Origin of the sequence: Clostridium sp. (assembly GCF_029267215.1) — a bacterium.
In the GTDB taxonomy this organism is placed as follows: Bacteria; Bacillota; Clostridia; order Clostridiales; family Clostridiaceae; genus Sarcina.
Genome location: NZ_JARIDH010000006.1, coordinates 1 through 15,675 on the forward strand (window position 1 = coordinate 1; position 15,675 = coordinate 15,675).

32 protein-coding genes are annotated in these 15,675 nt (G+C 34.6%); all 32 read right to left on the bottom strand.

Going from position 1 to position 15,675, the window contains the following annotated elements:
* Positions 1-128 (bottom strand): L17 family ribosomal protein (locus tag Q1K13_RS00555; RefSeq protein ID WP_300346724.1); only part of this gene is annotated, 128 nt, incomplete at its 3' end.
* Between the two features lie 16 nt (positions 129-144).
* The gene (locus tag Q1K13_RS00560) at positions 145-1,092 is read right to left on the bottom strand and encodes a DNA-directed RNA polymerase subunit alpha (RefSeq protein WP_003454404.1); all 948 of its coding nucleotides are present in this window, start codon (positions 1,090-1,092) and stop codon (positions 145-147) included.
* An 84-nt stretch (positions 1,093-1,176) separates the two neighbouring features.
* Positions 1,177-1,797, bottom strand: a complete 621-nt coding sequence (gene rpsD, locus Q1K13_RS00565; protein ID WP_003470276.1) for a 30S ribosomal protein S4 — start codon at positions 1,795-1,797, stop codon at positions 1,177-1,179.
* Positions 1,798-1,820: 23 nt separating this feature from the next.
* Positions 1,821-2,216 carry a 30S ribosomal protein S11 gene (gene rpsK / locus Q1K13_RS00570; RefSeq protein WP_003454436.1) on the bottom strand — a complete coding sequence of 132 codons (396 nt, stop codon included), beginning with the start codon at positions 2,214-2,216 and terminating at the stop codon, positions 1,821-1,823.
* A gap of 16 nt (positions 2,217-2,232) precedes the next feature.
* Positions 2,233-2,598 (bottom strand): 30S ribosomal protein S13, encoded by a 366-nt coding sequence (gene rpsM / locus Q1K13_RS00575; RefSeq protein ID WP_300346638.1) that lies wholly within the window; start codon positions 2,596-2,598, stop codon positions 2,233-2,235.
* Positions 2,599-2,834: 236 nt separating this feature from the next.
* Entirely contained in the window at positions 2,835-2,948 is a 114-nt protein-coding gene (rpmJ, locus tag Q1K13_RS00580; protein WP_003373491.1) for a 50S ribosomal protein L36, read from the bottom strand.
* 12 nt (positions 2,949-2,960) lie between these two features.
* Entirely contained in the window at positions 2,961-3,179 is a 219-nt protein-coding gene (gene infA, locus Q1K13_RS00585) for a translation initiation factor IF-1 (RefSeq protein WP_003454491.1), read from the bottom strand.
* A gap of 7 nt (positions 3,180-3,186) precedes the next feature.
* Entirely contained in the window at positions 3,187-3,465 is a 279-nt protein-coding gene (locus tag Q1K13_RS00590; RefSeq protein WP_300346727.1) for a KOW domain-containing RNA-binding protein, read from the bottom strand.
* An 88-nt stretch (positions 3,466-3,553) separates the two neighbouring features.
* Entirely contained in the window at positions 3,554-4,303 is a 750-nt protein-coding gene (gene map / locus Q1K13_RS00595; RefSeq protein ID WP_138289688.1) for a type I methionyl aminopeptidase, read from the bottom strand.
* Positions 4,303-4,953, bottom strand: coding sequence for an adenylate kinase (locus tag Q1K13_RS00600; protein ID WP_003454337.1), 651 nt, complete (start codon positions 4,951-4,953; stop codon positions 4,303-4,305). The genes map and Q1K13_RS00600 overlap by 1 nt, the downstream gene beginning before the upstream one ends.
* A gap of 26 nt (positions 4,954-4,979) precedes the next feature.
* A complete protein-coding gene (gene secY / locus Q1K13_RS00605) occupies positions 4,980-6,257 on the bottom strand; it encodes a preprotein translocase subunit SecY (RefSeq protein ID WP_300346685.1) in 1,278 nt (425 codons plus the stop codon).
* A gap of 2 nt (positions 6,258-6,259) precedes the next feature.
* The gene (gene rplO / locus Q1K13_RS00610) at positions 6,260-6,700 is read right to left on the bottom strand and encodes a 50S ribosomal protein L15 (protein ID WP_003454379.1); all 441 of its coding nucleotides are present in this window, start codon (positions 6,698-6,700) and stop codon (positions 6,260-6,262) included.
* 33 nt (positions 6,701-6,733) lie between these two features.
* Positions 6,734-6,913, bottom strand: a complete 180-nt coding sequence (gene rpmD / locus Q1K13_RS00615) for a 50S ribosomal protein L30 (protein ID WP_034824315.1) — start codon at positions 6,911-6,913, stop codon at positions 6,734-6,736.
* A gap of 5 nt (positions 6,914-6,918) precedes the next feature.
* Positions 6,919-7,416, bottom strand: coding sequence for a 30S ribosomal protein S5 (rpsE, locus tag Q1K13_RS00620; protein WP_003454272.1), 498 nt, complete (start codon positions 7,414-7,416; stop codon positions 6,919-6,921).
* Positions 7,417-7,436: 20 nt separating this feature from the next.
* Positions 7,437-7,796, bottom strand: coding sequence for a 50S ribosomal protein L18 (gene rplR, locus Q1K13_RS00625; protein ID WP_003454424.1), 360 nt, complete (start codon positions 7,794-7,796; stop codon positions 7,437-7,439).
* 30 nt (positions 7,797-7,826) lie between these two features.
* Entirely contained in the window at positions 7,827-8,366 is a 540-nt protein-coding gene (rplF, locus tag Q1K13_RS00630; RefSeq protein WP_003454268.1) for a 50S ribosomal protein L6, read from the bottom strand.
* Between the two features lie 96 nt (positions 8,367-8,462).
* A complete protein-coding gene (gene rpsH / locus Q1K13_RS00635) occupies positions 8,463-8,861 on the bottom strand; it encodes a 30S ribosomal protein S8 (protein ID WP_003454446.1) in 399 nt (132 codons plus the stop codon).
* 33 nt (positions 8,862-8,894) lie between these two features.
* A complete protein-coding gene (locus tag Q1K13_RS00640; protein ID WP_003470274.1) occupies positions 8,895-9,080 on the bottom strand; it encodes a type Z 30S ribosomal protein S14 in 186 nt (61 codons plus the stop codon).
* A 16-nt stretch (positions 9,081-9,096) separates the two neighbouring features.
* Positions 9,097-9,636: a 50S ribosomal protein L5 gene (gene rplE, locus Q1K13_RS00645; RefSeq protein WP_003454431.1), complete on the bottom strand. Its 540-nt coding sequence runs from the start codon at positions 9,634-9,636 to the stop codon at positions 9,097-9,099.
* A 22-nt stretch (positions 9,637-9,658) separates the two neighbouring features.
* Positions 9,659-9,973: a 50S ribosomal protein L24 gene (gene rplX, locus Q1K13_RS00650; protein WP_003454257.1), complete on the bottom strand. Its 315-nt coding sequence runs from the start codon at positions 9,971-9,973 to the stop codon at positions 9,659-9,661.
* Positions 9,974-9,996: 23 nt separating this feature from the next.
* The gene (gene rplN / locus Q1K13_RS00655; protein ID WP_300346697.1) at positions 9,997-10,365 is read right to left on the bottom strand and encodes a 50S ribosomal protein L14; all 369 of its coding nucleotides are present in this window, start codon (positions 10,363-10,365) and stop codon (positions 9,997-9,999) included.
* Between the two features lie 30 nt (positions 10,366-10,395).
* Positions 10,396-10,650 carry a 30S ribosomal protein S17 gene (rpsQ, locus tag Q1K13_RS00660; RefSeq protein WP_003454312.1) on the bottom strand — a complete coding sequence of 85 codons (255 nt, stop codon included), beginning with the start codon at positions 10,648-10,650 and terminating at the stop codon, positions 10,396-10,398.
* A gap of 21 nt (positions 10,651-10,671) precedes the next feature.
* Positions 10,672-10,881, bottom strand: a complete 210-nt coding sequence (gene rpmC / locus Q1K13_RS00665) for a 50S ribosomal protein L29 (protein WP_003454396.1) — start codon at positions 10,879-10,881, stop codon at positions 10,672-10,674.
* Positions 10,881-11,315, bottom strand: coding sequence for a 50S ribosomal protein L16 (rplP, locus tag Q1K13_RS00670; protein ID WP_003454381.1), 435 nt, complete (start codon positions 11,313-11,315; stop codon positions 10,881-10,883). Before rplP ends, rpmC begins: the two co-directional genes overlap by 1 nt.
* Positions 11,316-11,345: 30 nt before the next feature.
* Complete coding sequence (rpsC, locus tag Q1K13_RS00675; protein ID WP_300346704.1) at positions 11,346-12,014, bottom strand: 30S ribosomal protein S3; 669 nt, start codon at positions 12,012-12,014, stop codon at positions 11,346-11,348.
* A gap of 20 nt (positions 12,015-12,034) precedes the next feature.
* Complete coding sequence (rplV, locus tag Q1K13_RS00680; RefSeq protein WP_003454177.1) at positions 12,035-12,370, bottom strand: 50S ribosomal protein L22; 336 nt, start codon at positions 12,368-12,370, stop codon at positions 12,035-12,037.
* Between the two features lie 27 nt (positions 12,371-12,397).
* Complete coding sequence (gene rpsS, locus Q1K13_RS00685; RefSeq protein ID WP_003454422.1) at positions 12,398-12,679, bottom strand: 30S ribosomal protein S19; 282 nt, start codon at positions 12,677-12,679, stop codon at positions 12,398-12,400.
* Positions 12,680-12,749: 70 nt separating this feature from the next.
* Entirely contained in the window at positions 12,750-13,583 is an 834-nt protein-coding gene (rplB, locus tag Q1K13_RS00690) for a 50S ribosomal protein L2 (protein ID WP_003460473.1), read from the bottom strand.
* A 54-nt stretch (positions 13,584-13,637) separates the two neighbouring features.
* Positions 13,638-13,931 carry a 50S ribosomal protein L23 gene (gene rplW, locus Q1K13_RS00695; protein ID WP_003454311.1) on the bottom strand — a complete coding sequence of 98 codons (294 nt, stop codon included), beginning with the start codon at positions 13,929-13,931 and terminating at the stop codon, positions 13,638-13,640.
* The gene (gene rplD, locus Q1K13_RS00700; protein WP_003454270.1) at positions 13,931-14,545 is read right to left on the bottom strand and encodes a 50S ribosomal protein L4; all 615 of its coding nucleotides are present in this window, start codon (positions 14,543-14,545) and stop codon (positions 13,931-13,933) included. Before rplD ends, rplW begins: the two co-directional genes overlap by 1 nt.
* 24 nt (positions 14,546-14,569) lie before the next feature.
* Entirely contained in the window at positions 14,570-15,199 is a 630-nt protein-coding gene (rplC, locus tag Q1K13_RS00705) for a 50S ribosomal protein L3 (protein ID WP_300346716.1), read from the bottom strand.
* Between the two features lie 82 nt (positions 15,200-15,281).
* A complete protein-coding gene (gene rpsJ / locus Q1K13_RS00710; protein ID WP_003479233.1) occupies positions 15,282-15,590 on the bottom strand; it encodes a 30S ribosomal protein S10 in 309 nt (102 codons plus the stop codon).
* Positions 15,591-15,675: the final 85 nt, after the last annotated feature.

The following is a 15,675-nucleotide window of genomic DNA, read 5'->3' on the forward strand; positions in this document are numbered from 1 at the left end:
CTTCTAGTTTCCTTAGCTCTTGTTTCAGTAGTTTCTATTTTACCATGCTTTAAGAAGCTTGTAACAAGATTTCTAAGCATAGCTTTTCTTTGATCAGTAGGACGACCTAACTTACGATATCCTGCCATGGCTTTACCTCCTCACCTACTCGTCATTTAGTCTTAAATTTAAGCCTAACTCGTTTAACTTTCTTTCTACTTCTTCTAGAGATTTCTTACCTAAGTTTCTAACTTTCATCATATCATCCATGCTCTTGCCCGCAAGCTCTTGAACAGTGTTTATACCTGCTCTCTTTAAGCAATTGTATGATCTTACTGATAAGTCAAGCTCTTCTATAGTCATCTCTAAAGCTTTTTCTTTTTTATCTTCCTCTTTTTCAATCATTATCTCAACATCATTAGCGTTGTCAGTTAAAGTCATGAATAATTTGAAGTGCTCTATAAGAATTTTAGCTGATAATGAAATCGCTTCTTCTATTCTTATAGTTCCATTAGTCCAAATTTCTAATGTAAGTTTATCATAGTCAGTAATTTGACCAACTCTTGTATTTTGAACAGAGAAATTAACTCTCTTTACAGGAGTGTATATAGAATCTATAGCAATAGCTGATAATGGAAGATCTTCTGTTTTATTTTTGTTTTGAGTAACATATCCTCTTCCTCTGTTAACTACGATTTCCATATATAACTTACCATCGTTGTCTAATGTAGCAATATGTAAATCTTTATTTACAACTTCTACATCACCATCTGTTTTTATATCTGCTCCAGTAACAACACCTGGTCCTTGAGCATCAATATAAATAGTTTTTGGTCCTTCACCTTCCATAGTAAGTGCTAACATTTTAAGATTTAAGATTATCTCTGTAACATCTTCTTTAACACCTGTTATTGTTGAAAACTCATGAAGAACTGAATCTATTTTAACTGAAGTTGGAGCCACTCCAGGTAAAGAAGAAAGTAATATTCTTCTTAATGCATTACCAAGAGTTATTCCATAACCTCTTTCTAATGGTTCTATCTCAAACTTACCATATGTTCCGTTATCGTTTGATTCAACACATTGAATTACTGGCTTTTCTATTTCTAACATTTAAAAACCCTCCTTAATATTAAAATGGCAACCTTATGAGGGCAACTGATCCAATTGTAAAAGTACTCTTAAGATCAATAATTATTATTTGCTGTATAACTCGACGATTAGAGTCTCGTTAACTGGTACGTCGATATCTTCTCTTGCAGGCTCAGCAACAACTTTACCTTCGAAGTTTTCAACGTTAGCTTCTAACCATTTTGGTAAAGCTTTTGGATTTTCAGCAAACATTTTGAATCTTTCTGATCCTCTGCTCTTTTCACAAACAGTGATTACATCATTAACTGATACTTTGAATGATGCGATATCAACTTTTTTACCATTTACTAAGAAATGACCGTGGTTTACTAATTGTCTAGCTTCTGTTCTTGAAGCACCATATCCTAATCTGTAAACAACGTTATCTAATCTCATTTCTAATAATTTAAGTAAGTTTTCACCGGCGATTCCTCTCATTTTTTCAGCTCTTTCATATGTGTTTCTGAACTGACCTTCAAGAACTCCGTATATTCTCTTAGCTTTTTGCTTCTCTCTTAATTGTGTTCCGTAGTTAGATAATTTCTTTCTGCTTGCTCCGTGTTGTCCTGGTGCATAACTTCTTCTAACGAAAGCACATTTATCTGTATAACATCTATCCCCTTTTAGGAATAATTTCATACCTTCTCTTCTACATAACTTACATGTAGCTCCAGTATATCTTGCCATTCATTACACCTCCCGTGACGTTACTAAACTCTTCTTCTTTTTGGTGGTCTACATCCATTGTGTGGGATTGGAGTTACATCTTTTATTAAAGTAACTTCTAATCCAGCTGCTTGTAAGCTTCTTATAGCTGCTTCTCTTCCAGCACCTGGTCCTTTTACGTAAACCTCAACGCTTTTTAATCCGTGTTCCATAGCTGCTTTAGCTGCTGTTTCAGCTGCCATTTGAGCTGCAAATGGTGTGCTCTTTCTTGAACCTTTGAATCCAAGGCCACCAGCACTTGCCCATGCTAATGCATTTCCTTTTGCATCAGTTAAAGTAACTATTGAGTTATTGAATGTTGATTGGATGTGTGCTGCACCATGCTCAACATTTTTTCTTTCTTTTCTTCTTCTAGTTTTTTTAACTTTTTGAGCTGCCATTGTCTTCCCTCCTTAACTATTTCTTCTTATTAGCTATTGTCTTCTTAGGACCTTTTCTAGTTCTAGCATTAGTCTTAGTTTTTTGTCCTCTAAGTGGAAGACCTTTTCTATGTCTGATTCCTCTATATGAACCAATCTCAACTAATCTCTTTATGTTTAAAGCAACTTCTCTTCTTAAGTCACCTTCAACTATTAAATCTTTAATGTAGTTTCTTATTGAGTTTACTTCTTCCTCAGTAAGATCCTTAACTCTTGTATCAGGATTAACTCCAGTTACTTCAAGAATTTTTTGTGATGTAGGTAATCCTATACCATATATATAAGTTAGACCTATTTCAACTCTTTTTTCTCTTGGTAGGTCGATACCTGCTATTCTTGCCATTAATGTTACACCTCCTGGTAATTAAAATACGAAATTGATTTACATTAAATAAGTAACTCAATTGCTCTATTGTTTATTTATATTTAAAATTTTAGGTTGATGGTTTTACCCATCACAGCCGCACCTAAAATTTATTTGCTATTATTTAAATGCCTATATAATCATATTTTACTTTTAAATAAAAGTCAATAAGAATTCGCTCCCAATTGACCTTTTTATTATGTTTTATTTACCTATTAGCCTTGTTTTTGTTTGTGCTTAGGATTTTCACAGATTACCATTACTCTTCCTTTTCTTTTTATAACTTTGCACTTTTCGCAAATAGGCTTAACTGATGGTCTTACTTTCATCGCTAACCCTCCTTATTTTGCTCTCCATGTAATTCTACCTCTTGTAAGATCATATGGTGAAAGTTCCACAGTAACCTTATCTCCTGGTAAAATTCTTATGAAGTTCATTCTTAACTTTCCTGAGATATGAGCTAATATTTTATGCCCACTCTCTAATTCAACTTCAAACATTGCATTTGGTAAAGCTTCTAAAACTGTACCTTGCATTTCAATTATATCACTTTTTGACATAAGGTAATCAAACCTCCTTGTTAGTGCTACTAAGCTTTAAAAATCTTTTTATTTTAAGATTTATATTCTTATCTTTTGATATTATACATGATTTTAACTCATCATCCAATATCTCTGTAAGCACTACATGTTTTATTTTTTTCTTTTTTGGCATTTCAATAGTCTTAGTTGCTCCATTTGTCAATAGTAGATCATCATCTACCAATCCAATCACAATATATGATTTTCCTGCATCTCTTCCAGCATTTGAAGTAACTAATCTACCGATTAAATCAGTTTTTTGCAACTTATTCACCTCAAAGATTACCTTAGTCATAAACTACAAATTCCTTATAGGCAAATGTTAATTTATAACTAAGCAATATATATTAAAACTATTTTATAAGTGTTAATATTTCAGGACCATTAGGTAAAATTGCAACTGTGTTTTCATAGTGTGCAGAAAGTTTCCCATCTGCTGTTACTACTGTCCAGCCATCATCTAAAGTCTTAACTCTATATGATCCCATGTTTACCATCGGTTCAATAGCTAATACCATTCCTGCCATTAACTTTGGACCTCTGCCTGATCTACCGAAATTAGGAACTTCAGGATCTTCATGGACTTTTCGGCCAATTCCATGTCCTACAAAGTCTCTAACAACAGAAAATCCATTGGCTTCAACATATTGCTGTATTTCATTAGAAATATCCGTTAATCTATTGTCTACATATGCCTTTTCTATACCTTTAAAAAAGGATTCTTCAGTAATTCTAATAAGCTTTTCTGCCTCTTCTGATATATTACCTACACCAAAAGTTCTAGCAGCATCACTGTGAAATCCATTTAGACAAACTCCACAATCAATAGAAACAATGTCTCCATCCTTTAATTCATAACTTCCTGGGAAACCATGAATTACTTGATTATTAACAGATATACATAATGAAGCTGGGAAACCATACAATCCTTTGAAGGATGGTGTAGCTCCATGCTTAGTTATAAACTCTTCAGCTATTCTATCTAATTCCGTAGTAGTAATACCAGGTCTTACTTTCTCCTTAAGCAGGTTAAGTGTCTCTCCAAGAATCTTTCCTGCTTTCCTCATTAGGTCGATTTCATTCTCATTCTTAAGAATTATCATTACTTGTCGCTCCCTAATATTTTACAGATACTCTCAAAGACCTCGTTTATTGCTTGTGTTCCATCTACTACTGAAAGTTGCTTTTTGTTTTTATAAAAATCAATTAATGGTTGTGTTTGATTTTCATACACATCAAGTCTTTCCTTAACTGTTTCTTCAGTGTCATCTTTTCTTTGAATAACATCTGATCCGCAAAGATCACATTTTCCATCATTAGTTGGTGGATTAAACTTTATGTGATAACTTGCTCCACATGAAGGACAAACTCTTCTTCCTGTCATTCTTTCAAGTATGAATTCTTTAGGTACTTCTATTAAAAGAGCTGTGTCTATTGACTCTTCTCTTTCAGTTAAGAAGTTATCTAAAGCTTCTGCTTGATGAACTGTTCTTGGGAAACCATCTAATAAATATCCGTTCTTACAATCATCTTGTTGAAGTCTATCTTTTACCATGTTGATAGTTACTTCATCTGGAACTAACTGTCCATTATCCATGTATGATTTAGCCTCAATACCTAAAGGAGTATTCTCTGAAATATTTTTTCTAAAGATATCTCCTGTAGATATATGAGGAATTGAATATCTATTACTAATTGATTTTGCCTGTGTTCCTTTTCCTGCTCCAGGAGGACCTAATAAAACTATCTTCACGGGCATCATCTCCATAACTTGTATTTCTATTTTAAGAATCCTTGGTAATGTCTCATTGTTAATTGAGATTCTAATTGTCTCATTATTTCTAATGAAACAGAAACTAGAATTAACAGTGATGTTCCTCCAAACTGTATTCCTTGGAAAGGAGTATAGTTTGCAACTAAAATAGGAACTACTGCTATAATAGCAGCAAAACATCCACCAAACATTGAAATTCTATTTAATACTTTCTCGAAATAAATCTCTGTTGGTTTTCCAGGTCTTATTCCAGGAATGAAACCTGATGATTTATGCATATTCTCAGCCATTTCATCTGGCTTAAATGTTATTTGAGTATAGAACCAAGTAAAGAATATAGTCAGTAATGCATATAATACTGGATACATCCAAGTCTTTGCATTGAAAGGACTGTAAGAAGATCCTGTAATCCATTGTGACCATCCAGCTTCTGGGAAGAATTGAGCTATAGTTGTTGGGAAACTCATAACAGACATAGCAAAGATTATTGCTATAACAGTTGTTCCAATAATACTTAATGGAATATGAGTTGATTGTCCCTTCATCATTTTATTACCTACGGCTTTACCTGCATATTGTACAGTAATTCTTCTTTCAGCTAATGATAAGTAAATTACACCTGCTAATAAAGCTAATGTAAAGAAAATAAATAATGCTACTTCAACAACATTTATTTTACCTATCTTACTTAAGTTATATATTTGATAACCAGTCATTGGTAAGCTTGATAATATATTTGCAAATATTATCAAAGAAGTACCATTTCCTACTCCTTTAACTGTAATTTGATCTCCTAACCACATTAAGAAAGTTGATCCAACTACTAGTGTTAGTAATATTAAAAACATACTAACTGGAGAATTGCTCTTAAGTGCGCCAACATTGTGAATTATCACATAACTTCCATAAGCAGTGATTGCTCCAATAACAATTGAAGCATATCTAGTTATCTTTTGGATTTTCTTTCTTCCATCATCTCCCTCTTTAGACAATTGTTCTAATTTAGGAATTGCAACTGTTAAAAGTTGCATAATGATTGAAGCATTGATGTATGGTACAACACCTAAAGCGAATATACTAAATCTACTAAAAGAACCACCAGAAATTAAATCATAGAAGCTTACTAAGCTTCCTGATTGTGTTAAAGCTTTTAGACTATCTGTATCAATTCCAGGAACAGGAATATAACTTCCCATCCTGAAAATTGCTATTAAGAATACAGTCCAAATTATTTTTTTTCTTAAATCTTGAACCTTCCAGGCATTACGTAGGGTTGATAGCACGATTATTTCACCTCAACTTTTCCTCCAGCTGCAACTATTTTTTCAGCTGCTTGCTTTGATAACTTGCAACCTGCGATAGTTAAGCTCTTTTCTATGTTTCCATTTCCTAAGATCTTAACTCCGTCCATTAGTTTACTTACTACTCTTCTTTCTAATAGTAATTCTGGAGTAACTTCTGTTCCATTATCGAATATGTTTAATCTATCAACATTGATTGTTACAAAATGTTTTGTAAATGGGTTAGTGAATCCTCTTTTAGGAAGTCTTCTGTATAATGGCATTTGACCACCTTCGAATCCAGGTCTAACTCCACCACCTGATCTAGCATTTTGACCTTTTTCACCTTTTCCGGCATTTCTTCCTAAGCCTGAACCAGTACCTCTACCAACTCTTTTTGGAGCTGATTTACTACCAGCTGCTGGTCTTAATTCATGAAGTTTCATATGTTATTACACCTCCTCTAACGCTCTATTTAATTATGCTTCTTCAACTTTTAGTAGATAACTTATTTTGTTTATCATACCTTTTATTTGAGGAGTTCCCTCATGCTCTACTGTTTTACCTATTTTTCTAAGTCCAAGGGCATGTGCAGTAGCGATATGGTCTTTCTTTCTACCAATTAAGCTTTTAACTAATGTTACCTTTAGCATCGCTATCCCTCCTAACCTATTATCTCTTCAACAGATTTTCCTCTTAATTTAGCTATATCTTCAGCTGTTCTTAAGTTAGCTAATCCGTTGATAGTTGCTTTTACCATGTTTCTTGGGTTGTTTGAACCTAATGATTTAGCTCTAACATCCTTTAATCCTGCTAATTCAAGAACTGATCTTGCAGGACCTCCAGCTATAACTCCTGTACCTTCAGTAGCTGGCATTATAAGTACATCTCCTGTACCGAATTTTCCGTGTATTTCATGAGGAACAGTAGTTCCAACGATTGAAACTTCTACTAAGTTTTTCTTAGCATCTTCTATTCCTTTTCTTATTGCTTCAGGGATTTCGATAGATTTACCAGTTCCAACACCAACGTGTCCGTTCTCGTCTCCAACAACAACTAACGCACTGAATCTGAAGTTTCTACCACCCTTAACAACCTTAGTAACTCTGCTTATACTAACAACCTTTTCTTTAAGGTCTAGTGTGCTAGGATCGATTCTCATGTATTTCCCCTCCTTGTAGATTAGAATTTTAATCCGGCTTCTCTTGCTCCGCTAGCTAAAGCCTCAACTCTTCCGTGATATACGTATCCACCTCTGTCGAATACTACATCATTTATTCCTTTTTCTATAGCTCTTTTAGCAACTAATTCTCCAACTAATTTAGCAGCTTCTTTGTTGCTTCCTTTAACTTCGATAGCTTTATCTAAGCTTGAAGCAGCTACTAAAGTAACAGCATTAACGTCGTCTATTATTTGAGCATATATGTTCTTTTCACTTCTATATACAGATAATCTTGGTCTTTCTGGAGTTCCGAATACCTTCTTACGAACTCTTAGGTGACGTCTTTCTCTTGCTTCTTTTCTGTCTGCCTTTTTGAACATAAGGTTCACTCCTTTCTATATTAGTATTTATTATTTACCAGTTTTACCTTCTTTTCTTCTTATAACTTCATCAGAGTACTTGATTCCTTTACCTTTGTATGGTTCAGGTTTTCTCCATGATCTGATGTTAGCAGCAACTGCTCCAACTTTTTCTTTATCGATACCTTCAACGATAACTTTAGTTGTTCCGTCTAATTTGAAGTCTACTCCATCAACTGCTTCAACTTCTACTGGATGTGAATATCCTAAGTTCATAACAAGTTTCTTTCCTTGTAATTGAGCTCTGTATCCAACTCCGTTTAACTCTAAAGTTTTTGAAAAACCTTGGCTTACTCCAACAACCATGTTGTTAAGTAAAGCTCTAGTTAATCCGTGAAGTGCTCTGTGTTCTTTAACGTCACTTGGTCTAGTAACAACTACTTGAGCATCTTCTACAGCTATATTAATGTCTTTGTGCATAGCTTTAACTAACTCACCCTTAGGGCCTTTTACTGTAACAACGTTCTCTGGTGTTACAGTAACAGTTACTCCAGCAGGGATAGCTATAGGCATTTTACCTACTCTTGACATAATGCGCACCTCCTGTGAATTTGGTCCTTATATTTTTTTAAATCATCTCTTTGCTTCAATCTATTTAAATCTATGTTATTTTCTCACTCTAAAAAATTACCAAACGTAGCAGATAACTTCTCCGCCTAATCCTAATTTTCTAGCTTCTCTGTCAACTACTAATCCTTTTGAAGTTGATATTAAAGCGATACCTAATCCGTTTAATACTCTAGGAACTTCATCTTTCTTGCAGTAAACTCTTAAACCTGGTTTTGATATTCTCTTTAAACCAGTTATAACTCTTTCATTGTTTGCTCCGTACTTTAAAGTTAATCTCATCATAGGAACTACACCATCGTTGTACTCCTCTACTCCTTTAAGATAACCTTCTTGTAATAATATATTTACGATAGCCTTCTTAACACTTGAAGAAGGTACTTCAACAACTTCGTGTCTTACTGAGTTCGCGTTTCTCACACGAGTTAGTAAGTCTGCGATAGGATCTGTCATAACCATTATATTGTGCCTCCTTTCATTCTACTAGTTATATTACCAGCTTGCCTTTCTACATCCAGGAATTTCACCTTTGTAAGCTAATTCTCTGAAGCAGATACGGCAAATTCCGAATTTCTTTAATACAGAATGTGGTCTTCCACATAATCTACATCTAGTATACGCTCTAGTTTTGTATTTAGGTTCTTTTTTCCATTTTTCGATCATTGCCTTACGAGCCATGCGTATCCCCTCCTTATTATTGAGCGAATGGCATTCCAAGGAATCTTAATAATTCTCTTGCTTCTTCGTCTGTGTTAGCACTAGTAACGAAGATTATATCCATTCCTCTTACTTTATCTACTTTATCATACTCGATTTCTGGGAATATTAATTGTTCCTTAATTCCTAATGAGTAGTTTCCTCTTCCATCAAATGCTTTAGCTGAAACTCCTCTGAAGTCTCTTACTCTAGGTAAAGCTATTGAAACTAATTTATCTACGAATTCGTACATATTAGTCTTTCTTAAAGTAACTTTACATCCTAAAGCCATGTTCTCTCTTATTTTAAAGTTAGCAACTGACTTTTTAGCTCTTGTTAATACAGGCTTTTGTCCAGCGATTATTTGTAAATCACTAACAGCTGATTCTAGAACCTTAGGATTATCTTTAGCTTCTCCTACTCCCATGTTTATAACAACTTTTTCTATTTTAGGAACTTGCATTATGTTTTTGTATCCGAACTTTTCCATCATAGCTGGAACTACTTCTTTTTCATATCTTTCTTGAAGTCTATTCACGTAAAGTACCTCCTTTCAAATTTTAGAATGTTTCTCCACACTTCTTACATACTCTTACTTTTGCACCGTCTTCTAATAACTTATGGCTTATTCTTGTAGCCTTTTTGCATTTTTCACAGAATAACATAACTTTTGAGCTGTTTATTGCAGCTTCCATTTCTATTATTCCACCTTGCATGTTTTGTCTATTAGGTTTTTGATGCTTTTTAACTAAGTTAACTCCTTTAACTACTACTTTACCAGTCTTAGGAATTACTCTTAAAACTTCACCAGTTTTTCCTTTATCTTTACCTGATATAACTACTACTGTGTCGTTCTTTCTAACATGTACCTTCATCTTAGCCACCTCCTAATCGTTTATTAGAGAACTTCTGGTGCTAATGATAAGATTTTATTGAACTCAGTATCTCTTAGCTCTCTCGCAACTGGTCCAAAGATACGAGGTCCTCTTGGTTGCTTATCATCTTTTATTATTACAGCTGCATTTTCATCAAATTTGATGTATGAACCGTCAGCTCTTCTTAGTCCTCTTACTGATCTTACAATAACTGCTTTAACTACTTCGCCTTTTTTAACAACTCCGCCTGGTGTTGCACTTTTAACGCTAGCAACTATTACATCTCCGATATTTCCGAATTTTCTTTTAGATCCGCCTAAAACTCTTATGCACATTATTTCTTTTGCACCTGAGTTGTCAGCAACCTTTAGTAAGGTTTGTTGTTGTATCATGAAATTAACCTCCTTTCAGACTTTAGAAAACTATTTTGCTTTCTCTACTATCTCAACAAGTCTCCATCTCTTATCTTTTGATAATGGTCTAGTTTCCATTATAAGAACTCTATCTCCGAATCTAGCCTCATTATTTTCATCATGAGCTTTGAACTTAGTTGTTCTGTTAACAGTTTTTCCGTATAGTGGATGTCTAACCTTTGTTTCAACCGCAACAACGATAGTCTTATCCATTTTATCAGAAACAACTCTACCTAATCTCTTTTTTCTTAAATTTCTTTCCACAGCGGTTACCTCCTTTCAGGATTACTGCTCAATCTTTAACTCTTCTTCTCTTATGATTGTTTTGATTTGAGCTATTGATTTTTTTACTTCTCTGATTCTCATTGGGTTTTCTAATTGACCTGTAGCTAATTGGAATCTTAAATTGAATAACTCAGCTTTAAGGTCTCCTAATTTCTTTATTAAATCTTGAGGATTGCTTGTTCTTAGTTCTTTTAACTCTCTAGCTTTCATTATTCTTCACCACCCATTTCCTCAAAATCTCTTCTTGTAACGAACTTAGTCTTTACAGGAAGTTTGTGTGAAGCAAGTCTCATAGCTTCTCTTGCTTTCTCTTCATCAACTCCAGATAACTCGAATAAAACTCTACCTGGTTTAACTACTGCTACCCAGTATTCAACTGAACCTTTACCTGAACCCATTCTTGTTTCAGCTGGTTTCTCAGTTACAGGTTTGTCTGGGAATATTTTTATCCAAAGCTTTCCGCCTCTTCTTATATATCTATTGATAGCTATTCTCGCAGCTTCTATTTGGTTACTAGTGATCCATCCACAAGTTGTAGCTTGGATTCCGAAATCTCCGTAAGCTAGAAAGTTTCCTCTAGTTGCCTTACCTTTCATTCTACCACGTTGTACCTTACGATGTTTAACTCTTTTAGGCATTAACATGTTATATTCCTCCTTTCTTAGTGCATCCTATTATGCGTTAGCTTCTTCCTTTTTTTTAACTTTTTTAGTTGGAAGAACTTCTCCATTGTAAACCCACACTTTAACACCAATTTTACCGTAAGTTGTATCAGCTTCAGCAAATCCATAGTCGATGTCAGCTCTTATTGTTTGTAGTGGGATTGTTCCTTCATTATATTGCTCAGTTCTTGCTATTTCAGCTCCACCTAATCTTCCTGAACAAGCAGTTTTAACACCTAATGTGCCAGCTTTCATTGCTCTTTGGATAGTTTGCTTCATAGCTCTTCTGAATGATATTCTCTTTTCTAATTGAGCAGCAATGTTTTCAGCCATTAATTGAGCGTTAGTTTCAGCGTTCTTAACCTCAACAATGTTTATTAAAACATTTTTCTCAGCTATTATATTTTTTAAGCTAGCTTTTAATCTTTCGATTCCTGAACCACCTTTTCCGATGATTACACCTGGCTTAGCTGTGTGTATGTTTAACTTAACTCTTTTAACTGATCTTTCGATTTCAATCTTAGCGATTCCAGCTGAGAAAAGTTCTTTCTTTATGAATTTTCTTATTTGTTGGTCTTCGATTAAGTTATCAGCAAAATTTTTCTTATCAGCATACCATTTTGCATCCCAATCTTTAATTACACCAACTCTTAGTCCGTGAGGATGTACTTTTTGTCCCATGCTTTTCCCTCCTTACCTTATTAAGCTCTTTCTTTAACAACAAGTGTTATGTTACTTGTTCTCTTGTTTATTCTGAATGCTTTACCATGATCCATTGGTCTGAATCTTTTTAATGTTGGTCCGTGACCTACATGTGCTTCTGCAACGAATAATCTGTTAGCATCTAATTCGTGATTGTTCTCCGCATTAGCTACCGCTGATTTTAAAACTTTGCTTATAACCTCAGCAGCATCTCTTGGAGTATATTTTAAAATTGCGAAAGCTTCGTTTACGTTCTTTCCTCTTATTAAATCAAGAACAACTCCTACTTTAGTTGGAGACATTCTTACATATTTAGCTATAGCTTTAGCTTCCATCTAAAGATCCTCCTTTCCCGGATACTATTATTTTCTCTTTGATGTTTTTTCGTTTTTAATATGACCTTTGAAAGTTCTTGTTAAAACGAATTCTCCTAATTTATGTCCAACCATATCTTCTGTAACATAAACTGGGATATGTTTTCTTCCATCATGAACAGCTATTGTATGGCCTATCATTTGTGGGAATATAGTTGAGCTTCTTGACCAAGTTTTGATAACTTTCTTATCTCCATTTTGGTTCATTTCTTCTATTTTCTTTAAAAGACCTGCATGCACGAAAGGTCCTTTCTTAATTGATCTACTCACTAGAATTTCCTCCCTTCATAAACTTAATTATGCCGCCAAACTGTGAAGAGAATATTTAATTCTCTCCAAACTATTTAGCGTTTCTTCTCTTAATGATGAATCTATCTGAGTATTTTTTATTCTTTCTAGTTTTGTATCCAAGTGCTGGTTTACCCCATGGAGTAACTGGACTTGGTCTACCGATAGGAGATCTACCTTCTCCACCACCGTGAGGGTGATCGCAAGGGTTCATTACAGAACCTCTAACTGTTGGTCTCCATCCCATGTGTCTCTTTCTACCAGCTTTACCGATATTTACGATCTCATGAGTTGTGTTTGATACTGTTCCAACAGTAGCTTTACATTCGATTCTTACGTATCTCATTTCACCTGATGGTAATCTTAATGTAGCATAGTTTCCTTCTTTAGCCATTAACTGAGCTGAAGTACCTGCTGATCTTACCATTTGGCCACCTTTTCCAGCTTGTAACTCTATGTTATGAACAAAAGTACCTACTGGCATGTGTTTTAATTGAAGAGCGTTACCTGGCTTGATATCAGCCTCTGGTCCTGATACTACTGTATCTCCTACTTTTAAACCTACAGGAGCAAGTATGTATCTCTTCTCTCCATCAGCATAAACAACAAGTGCTATGTAAGCTGATCTGTTTGGATCGTACTCTACTGTAGCAACTTTTGCTGGGATTCCATCCTTATTTCTTTTGAAATCTATTATTCTATATTTTCTCTTAGCTCCACCACCATGGTGTCTAACAGTTATTTTACCTTGTGCGTTTCTACCACCAGTTTTCTTTAAAGAAACAAGAAGTGACTTCTCTGGTGCATTTGTAGTAACTTCTTCAAATGTTGGCATAGTCATTTGTCTTCTTGATGGTGTAGTTGGGTTAAACTTTTTAAGTGCCATTATTGTCCCTCCTTCTTATAGCTTATCTGGCCTTCAACCAATACCTGCTTTTTATTATTGCATTCCTTCGAAGAATTCAATGCTGCTACCTTCTGCTAAAGTTATAACAGCTTTTTTGAAGTCAGCTCTTTTTCCGATGTGAACTCCAACTCTCTTAGTTTTTCCTTCGAATCTCATAGTCTTAACGTCAGCAACTTTTACGTTGAAAACTTCTTCTACAGCTCTCTTTATTTGTACTTTGTTAGCTGCCATATGAACTATGAAGGTGTATTTATTTTCAGCCATAGCTGCCATACTCTTTTCAGTTATAACTGGTTTTCTGATTATATCATGGCTTGTTAACTTCATTATGCGTACACCTCCTCAATTTTGTTTACAGCTTCTTTAGTTATCATTAATGTTTTGCAGTTTAATAAATCATAAACATTGATGTTGTTAACAGGCATAACTGTTACACCTTCTATGTTTCTTGCTGATTTATATACATTTTCATTAACTTCAGCTGTTATTATTAATGTCTTCTTAGCTTCGAAAGCATTTAACATTTTAACTGCTTCCTTAGTTTTTGGAGCTTCGAAAGTTAAGTCTTCTAAAACAACCATATCTGCAACTTTGCTAGTTAAAGCAGAAGTCATAGCTACTTTTCTCATGCTCTTTGGTATTGACATTCTGTAATCTCTTGGTTTTGGTGCAAATACAACTCCACCTTTGATCCATTGAGGCGCTCTGATAGAACCTTGTCTTGCTCTACCTGTTCCTTTTTGTCTCCAAGGCTTGATTCCGCCTCCTCTTACCTCAGATCTTGTTTTAGCTGATTGAGTACCTTGTCTCTTGTTAGCTAATTGAGCTACTACTACTTGGTGTAAAGCATATTTGTTTACTTCTACTCCGAATACTTGCTCATTTAATTGGATATCTCCAACTTGTTGTCCTTCTTTATTAAATAAACCTACTTTAGGCATTACGCTTCCTCCTTTCTACAGAAATTAAGCCTTAACGCTGTTTCTTATAACTACTGTGCCTTTATTTGGACCTGGGATTCCACCCTTGATTAAGATGATGTTCTTTTCAGGCATTATCTTAACAACTTCTAAGTTAAGAACAGTTGTGTTCTTAGCTCCCATATGTCCAGGCATTCTTTTGTTCTTGAAAGTTCTTGATGGGTCTGAAGCAGCTCCCATTGAACCTGGTGCTCTGTGGAATTTAGAACCGTGAGACATTGGTCCTCTACTAGCATTCCATCTTTTGATTGTACCTTGGAATCCCTTACCTTTAGAAACTCCTGATACGTCTACTTTGTCTCCAATTTCAAATGTGTCAACCTTTATTTCGTCTCCAACATTGTAATTAGCAACATCTTCCACTCTGAACTCTTTTAAAGTTCTTCTTAAAGAAACACCTGCTTTAGCGAAATGTCCTTTTCTTGGTTTGTTAACTAATTTTTCTCTTAATTCACCGAATCCAACTTGTATTGCGTCATATCCATCAGTTTCAACTGTTTTCTTTTGAACTACAACACATGGACCAGCTTCAACTACAGTTACAGGGATTACTCTACCATTCTCATCGAATATTTGAGTCATTCCAACTTTTTTACCTATTATAGCTTTTTTCATGTGGTTACACCTCCTAAACATATTAGCGGATTGCCTCTGCAATCATAACAGTTCAATCTCTTAATTCAATCTAAATAAACTATTAAAGTTTTATTTCGATATCAACACCTGCTGGTAAGTTTAATCTCATTAATGCATCAACAGTTTTTGGTGATGGATTAACGATGTCTATTAATCTCTTATGAGTTCTCACTTCGAACTGCTCTCTTGAGTCTTTGTACTTATGTACAGCTCTTAAGATTGTTATAACGTCTTTTTCAGTTGGTAGTGGAACTGGTCCAACAACCTTTGCTCCTGTAGACTTAGCAGTTTCAACAATTTTCTCAGCTGATTGATCTAATATTGTATGATCAAACGCTTTTAATCTTATTCTTATTTTTTGTTTTGACATTTGGTTTCCCTCCTTTTCATGTACGCTTTACTTCTAACGCACAACAGTAAGCATTGTGTAAACTGTCCCTGGTGTTTCACACTTT

What these genes read in the sequence shown, in the direction of transcription:
- Q1K13_RS00560 (WP_003454404.1), bottom strand. Translation starts at nt 1,092, where the DNA reads ATGTTAGAAATAGAAAAGCCAGTAATTCAATGTGTTGAATCAAACGAT.
- rpsD (WP_003470276.1), bottom strand. Translation starts at nt 1,797, where the DNA reads ATGGCAAGATATACTGGAGCTACATGTAAGTTATGTAGAAGAGAAGGT.
- rpsK (WP_003454436.1), bottom strand. Translation starts at nt 2,216, where the DNA reads ATGGCAGCTCAAAAAGTTAAAAAAACTAGAAGAAGAAAAGAAAGAAAA.
- rpsM (WP_300346638.1), bottom strand. Translation starts at nt 2,598, where the DNA reads ATGGCAAGAATAGCAGGTATCGACCTACCAAGAGAAAAAAGAGTTGAA.
- rpmJ (WP_003373491.1), bottom strand. Translation starts at nt 2,948, where the DNA reads ATGAAAGTAAGACCATCAGTTAAGCCTATTTGCGAAAAGTGCAAAGTT.
- infA (WP_003454491.1), bottom strand. Translation starts at nt 3,179, where the DNA reads ATGTCAAAAAGTGATATAATTGAAATGCAAGGTACAGTTTTAGAAGCT.
- map (WP_138289688.1), bottom strand. Translation starts at nt 4,303, where the DNA reads ATGATAATTCTTAAGAATGAGAATGAAATCGACCTAATGAGGAAAGCA.
- rplO (WP_003454379.1), bottom strand. Translation starts at nt 6,700, where the DNA reads ATGAAACTTCATGAATTAAGACCAGCAGCTGGTAGTAAATCAGCTCCA.
- rpsE (WP_003454272.1), bottom strand. Translation starts at nt 7,416, where the DNA reads ATGAGAATCGATCCTAGCACACTAGACCTTAAAGAAAAGGTTGTTAGT.
- rplR (WP_003454424.1), bottom strand. Translation starts at nt 7,796, where the DNA reads ATGTTCAAAAAGGCAGACAGAAAAGAAGCAAGAGAAAGACGTCACCTA.
- rplF (WP_003454268.1), bottom strand. Translation starts at nt 8,366, where the DNA reads ATGTCAAGAGTAGGTAAAATGCCTATAGCTATCCCTGCTGGAGTAACT.
- rpsH (WP_003454446.1), bottom strand. Translation starts at nt 8,861, where the DNA reads ATGGTTATGACAGATCCTATCGCAGACTTACTAACTCGTGTGAGAAAC.
- Q1K13_RS00640 (WP_003470274.1), bottom strand. Translation starts at nt 9,080, where the DNA reads ATGGCTCGTAAGGCAATGATCGAAAAATGGAAAAAAGAACCTAAATAC.
- rplX (WP_003454257.1), bottom strand. Translation starts at nt 9,973, where the DNA reads ATGAAGGTACATGTTAGAAAGAACGACACAGTAGTAGTTATATCAGGT.
- rplN (WP_300346697.1), bottom strand. Translation starts at nt 10,365, where the DNA reads ATGATACAACAACAAACCTTACTAAAGGTTGCTGACAACTCAGGTGCA.
- rpmC (WP_003454396.1), bottom strand. Translation starts at nt 10,881, where the DNA reads ATGAAAGCTAGAGAGTTAAAAGAACTAAGAACAAGCAATCCTCAAGAT.
- rplP (WP_003454381.1), bottom strand. Translation starts at nt 11,315, where the DNA reads ATGTTAATGCCTAAAAGAGTTAAACATCGTAAGGTACAACGTGGTAGA.
- rpsC (WP_300346704.1), bottom strand. Translation starts at nt 12,014, where the DNA reads ATGGGACAAAAAGTACATCCTCACGGACTAAGAGTTGGTGTAATTAAA.
- rplV (WP_003454177.1), bottom strand. Translation starts at nt 12,370, where the DNA reads ATGGAAGCTAAAGCTATAGCTAAATATGTAAGAATGTCTCCAACTAAA.
- rplB (WP_003460473.1), bottom strand. Translation starts at nt 13,583, where the DNA reads ATGGCACTTAAAAAGTTTAACCCAACTACACCATCAAGAAGACAAATG.
- rplW (WP_003454311.1), bottom strand. Translation starts at nt 13,931, where the DNA reads ATGAAGTTAACAAGCCATGATATAATCAGAAAACCAGTTATAACTGAA.
- rplD (WP_003454270.1), bottom strand. Translation starts at nt 14,545, where the DNA reads ATGCCTAAAGTAGGTTTATTTAATAAAGAAGGACAACAAGTTGGAGAT.
- rplC (WP_300346716.1), bottom strand. Translation starts at nt 15,199, where the DNA reads ATGAAAAAAGCTATAATAGGTAAAAAAGTTGGAATGACTCAAATATTC.
- rpsJ (WP_003479233.1), bottom strand. Translation starts at nt 15,590, where the DNA reads ATGTCAAAACAAAAAATAAGAATAAGATTAAAAGCGTTTGATCATACA.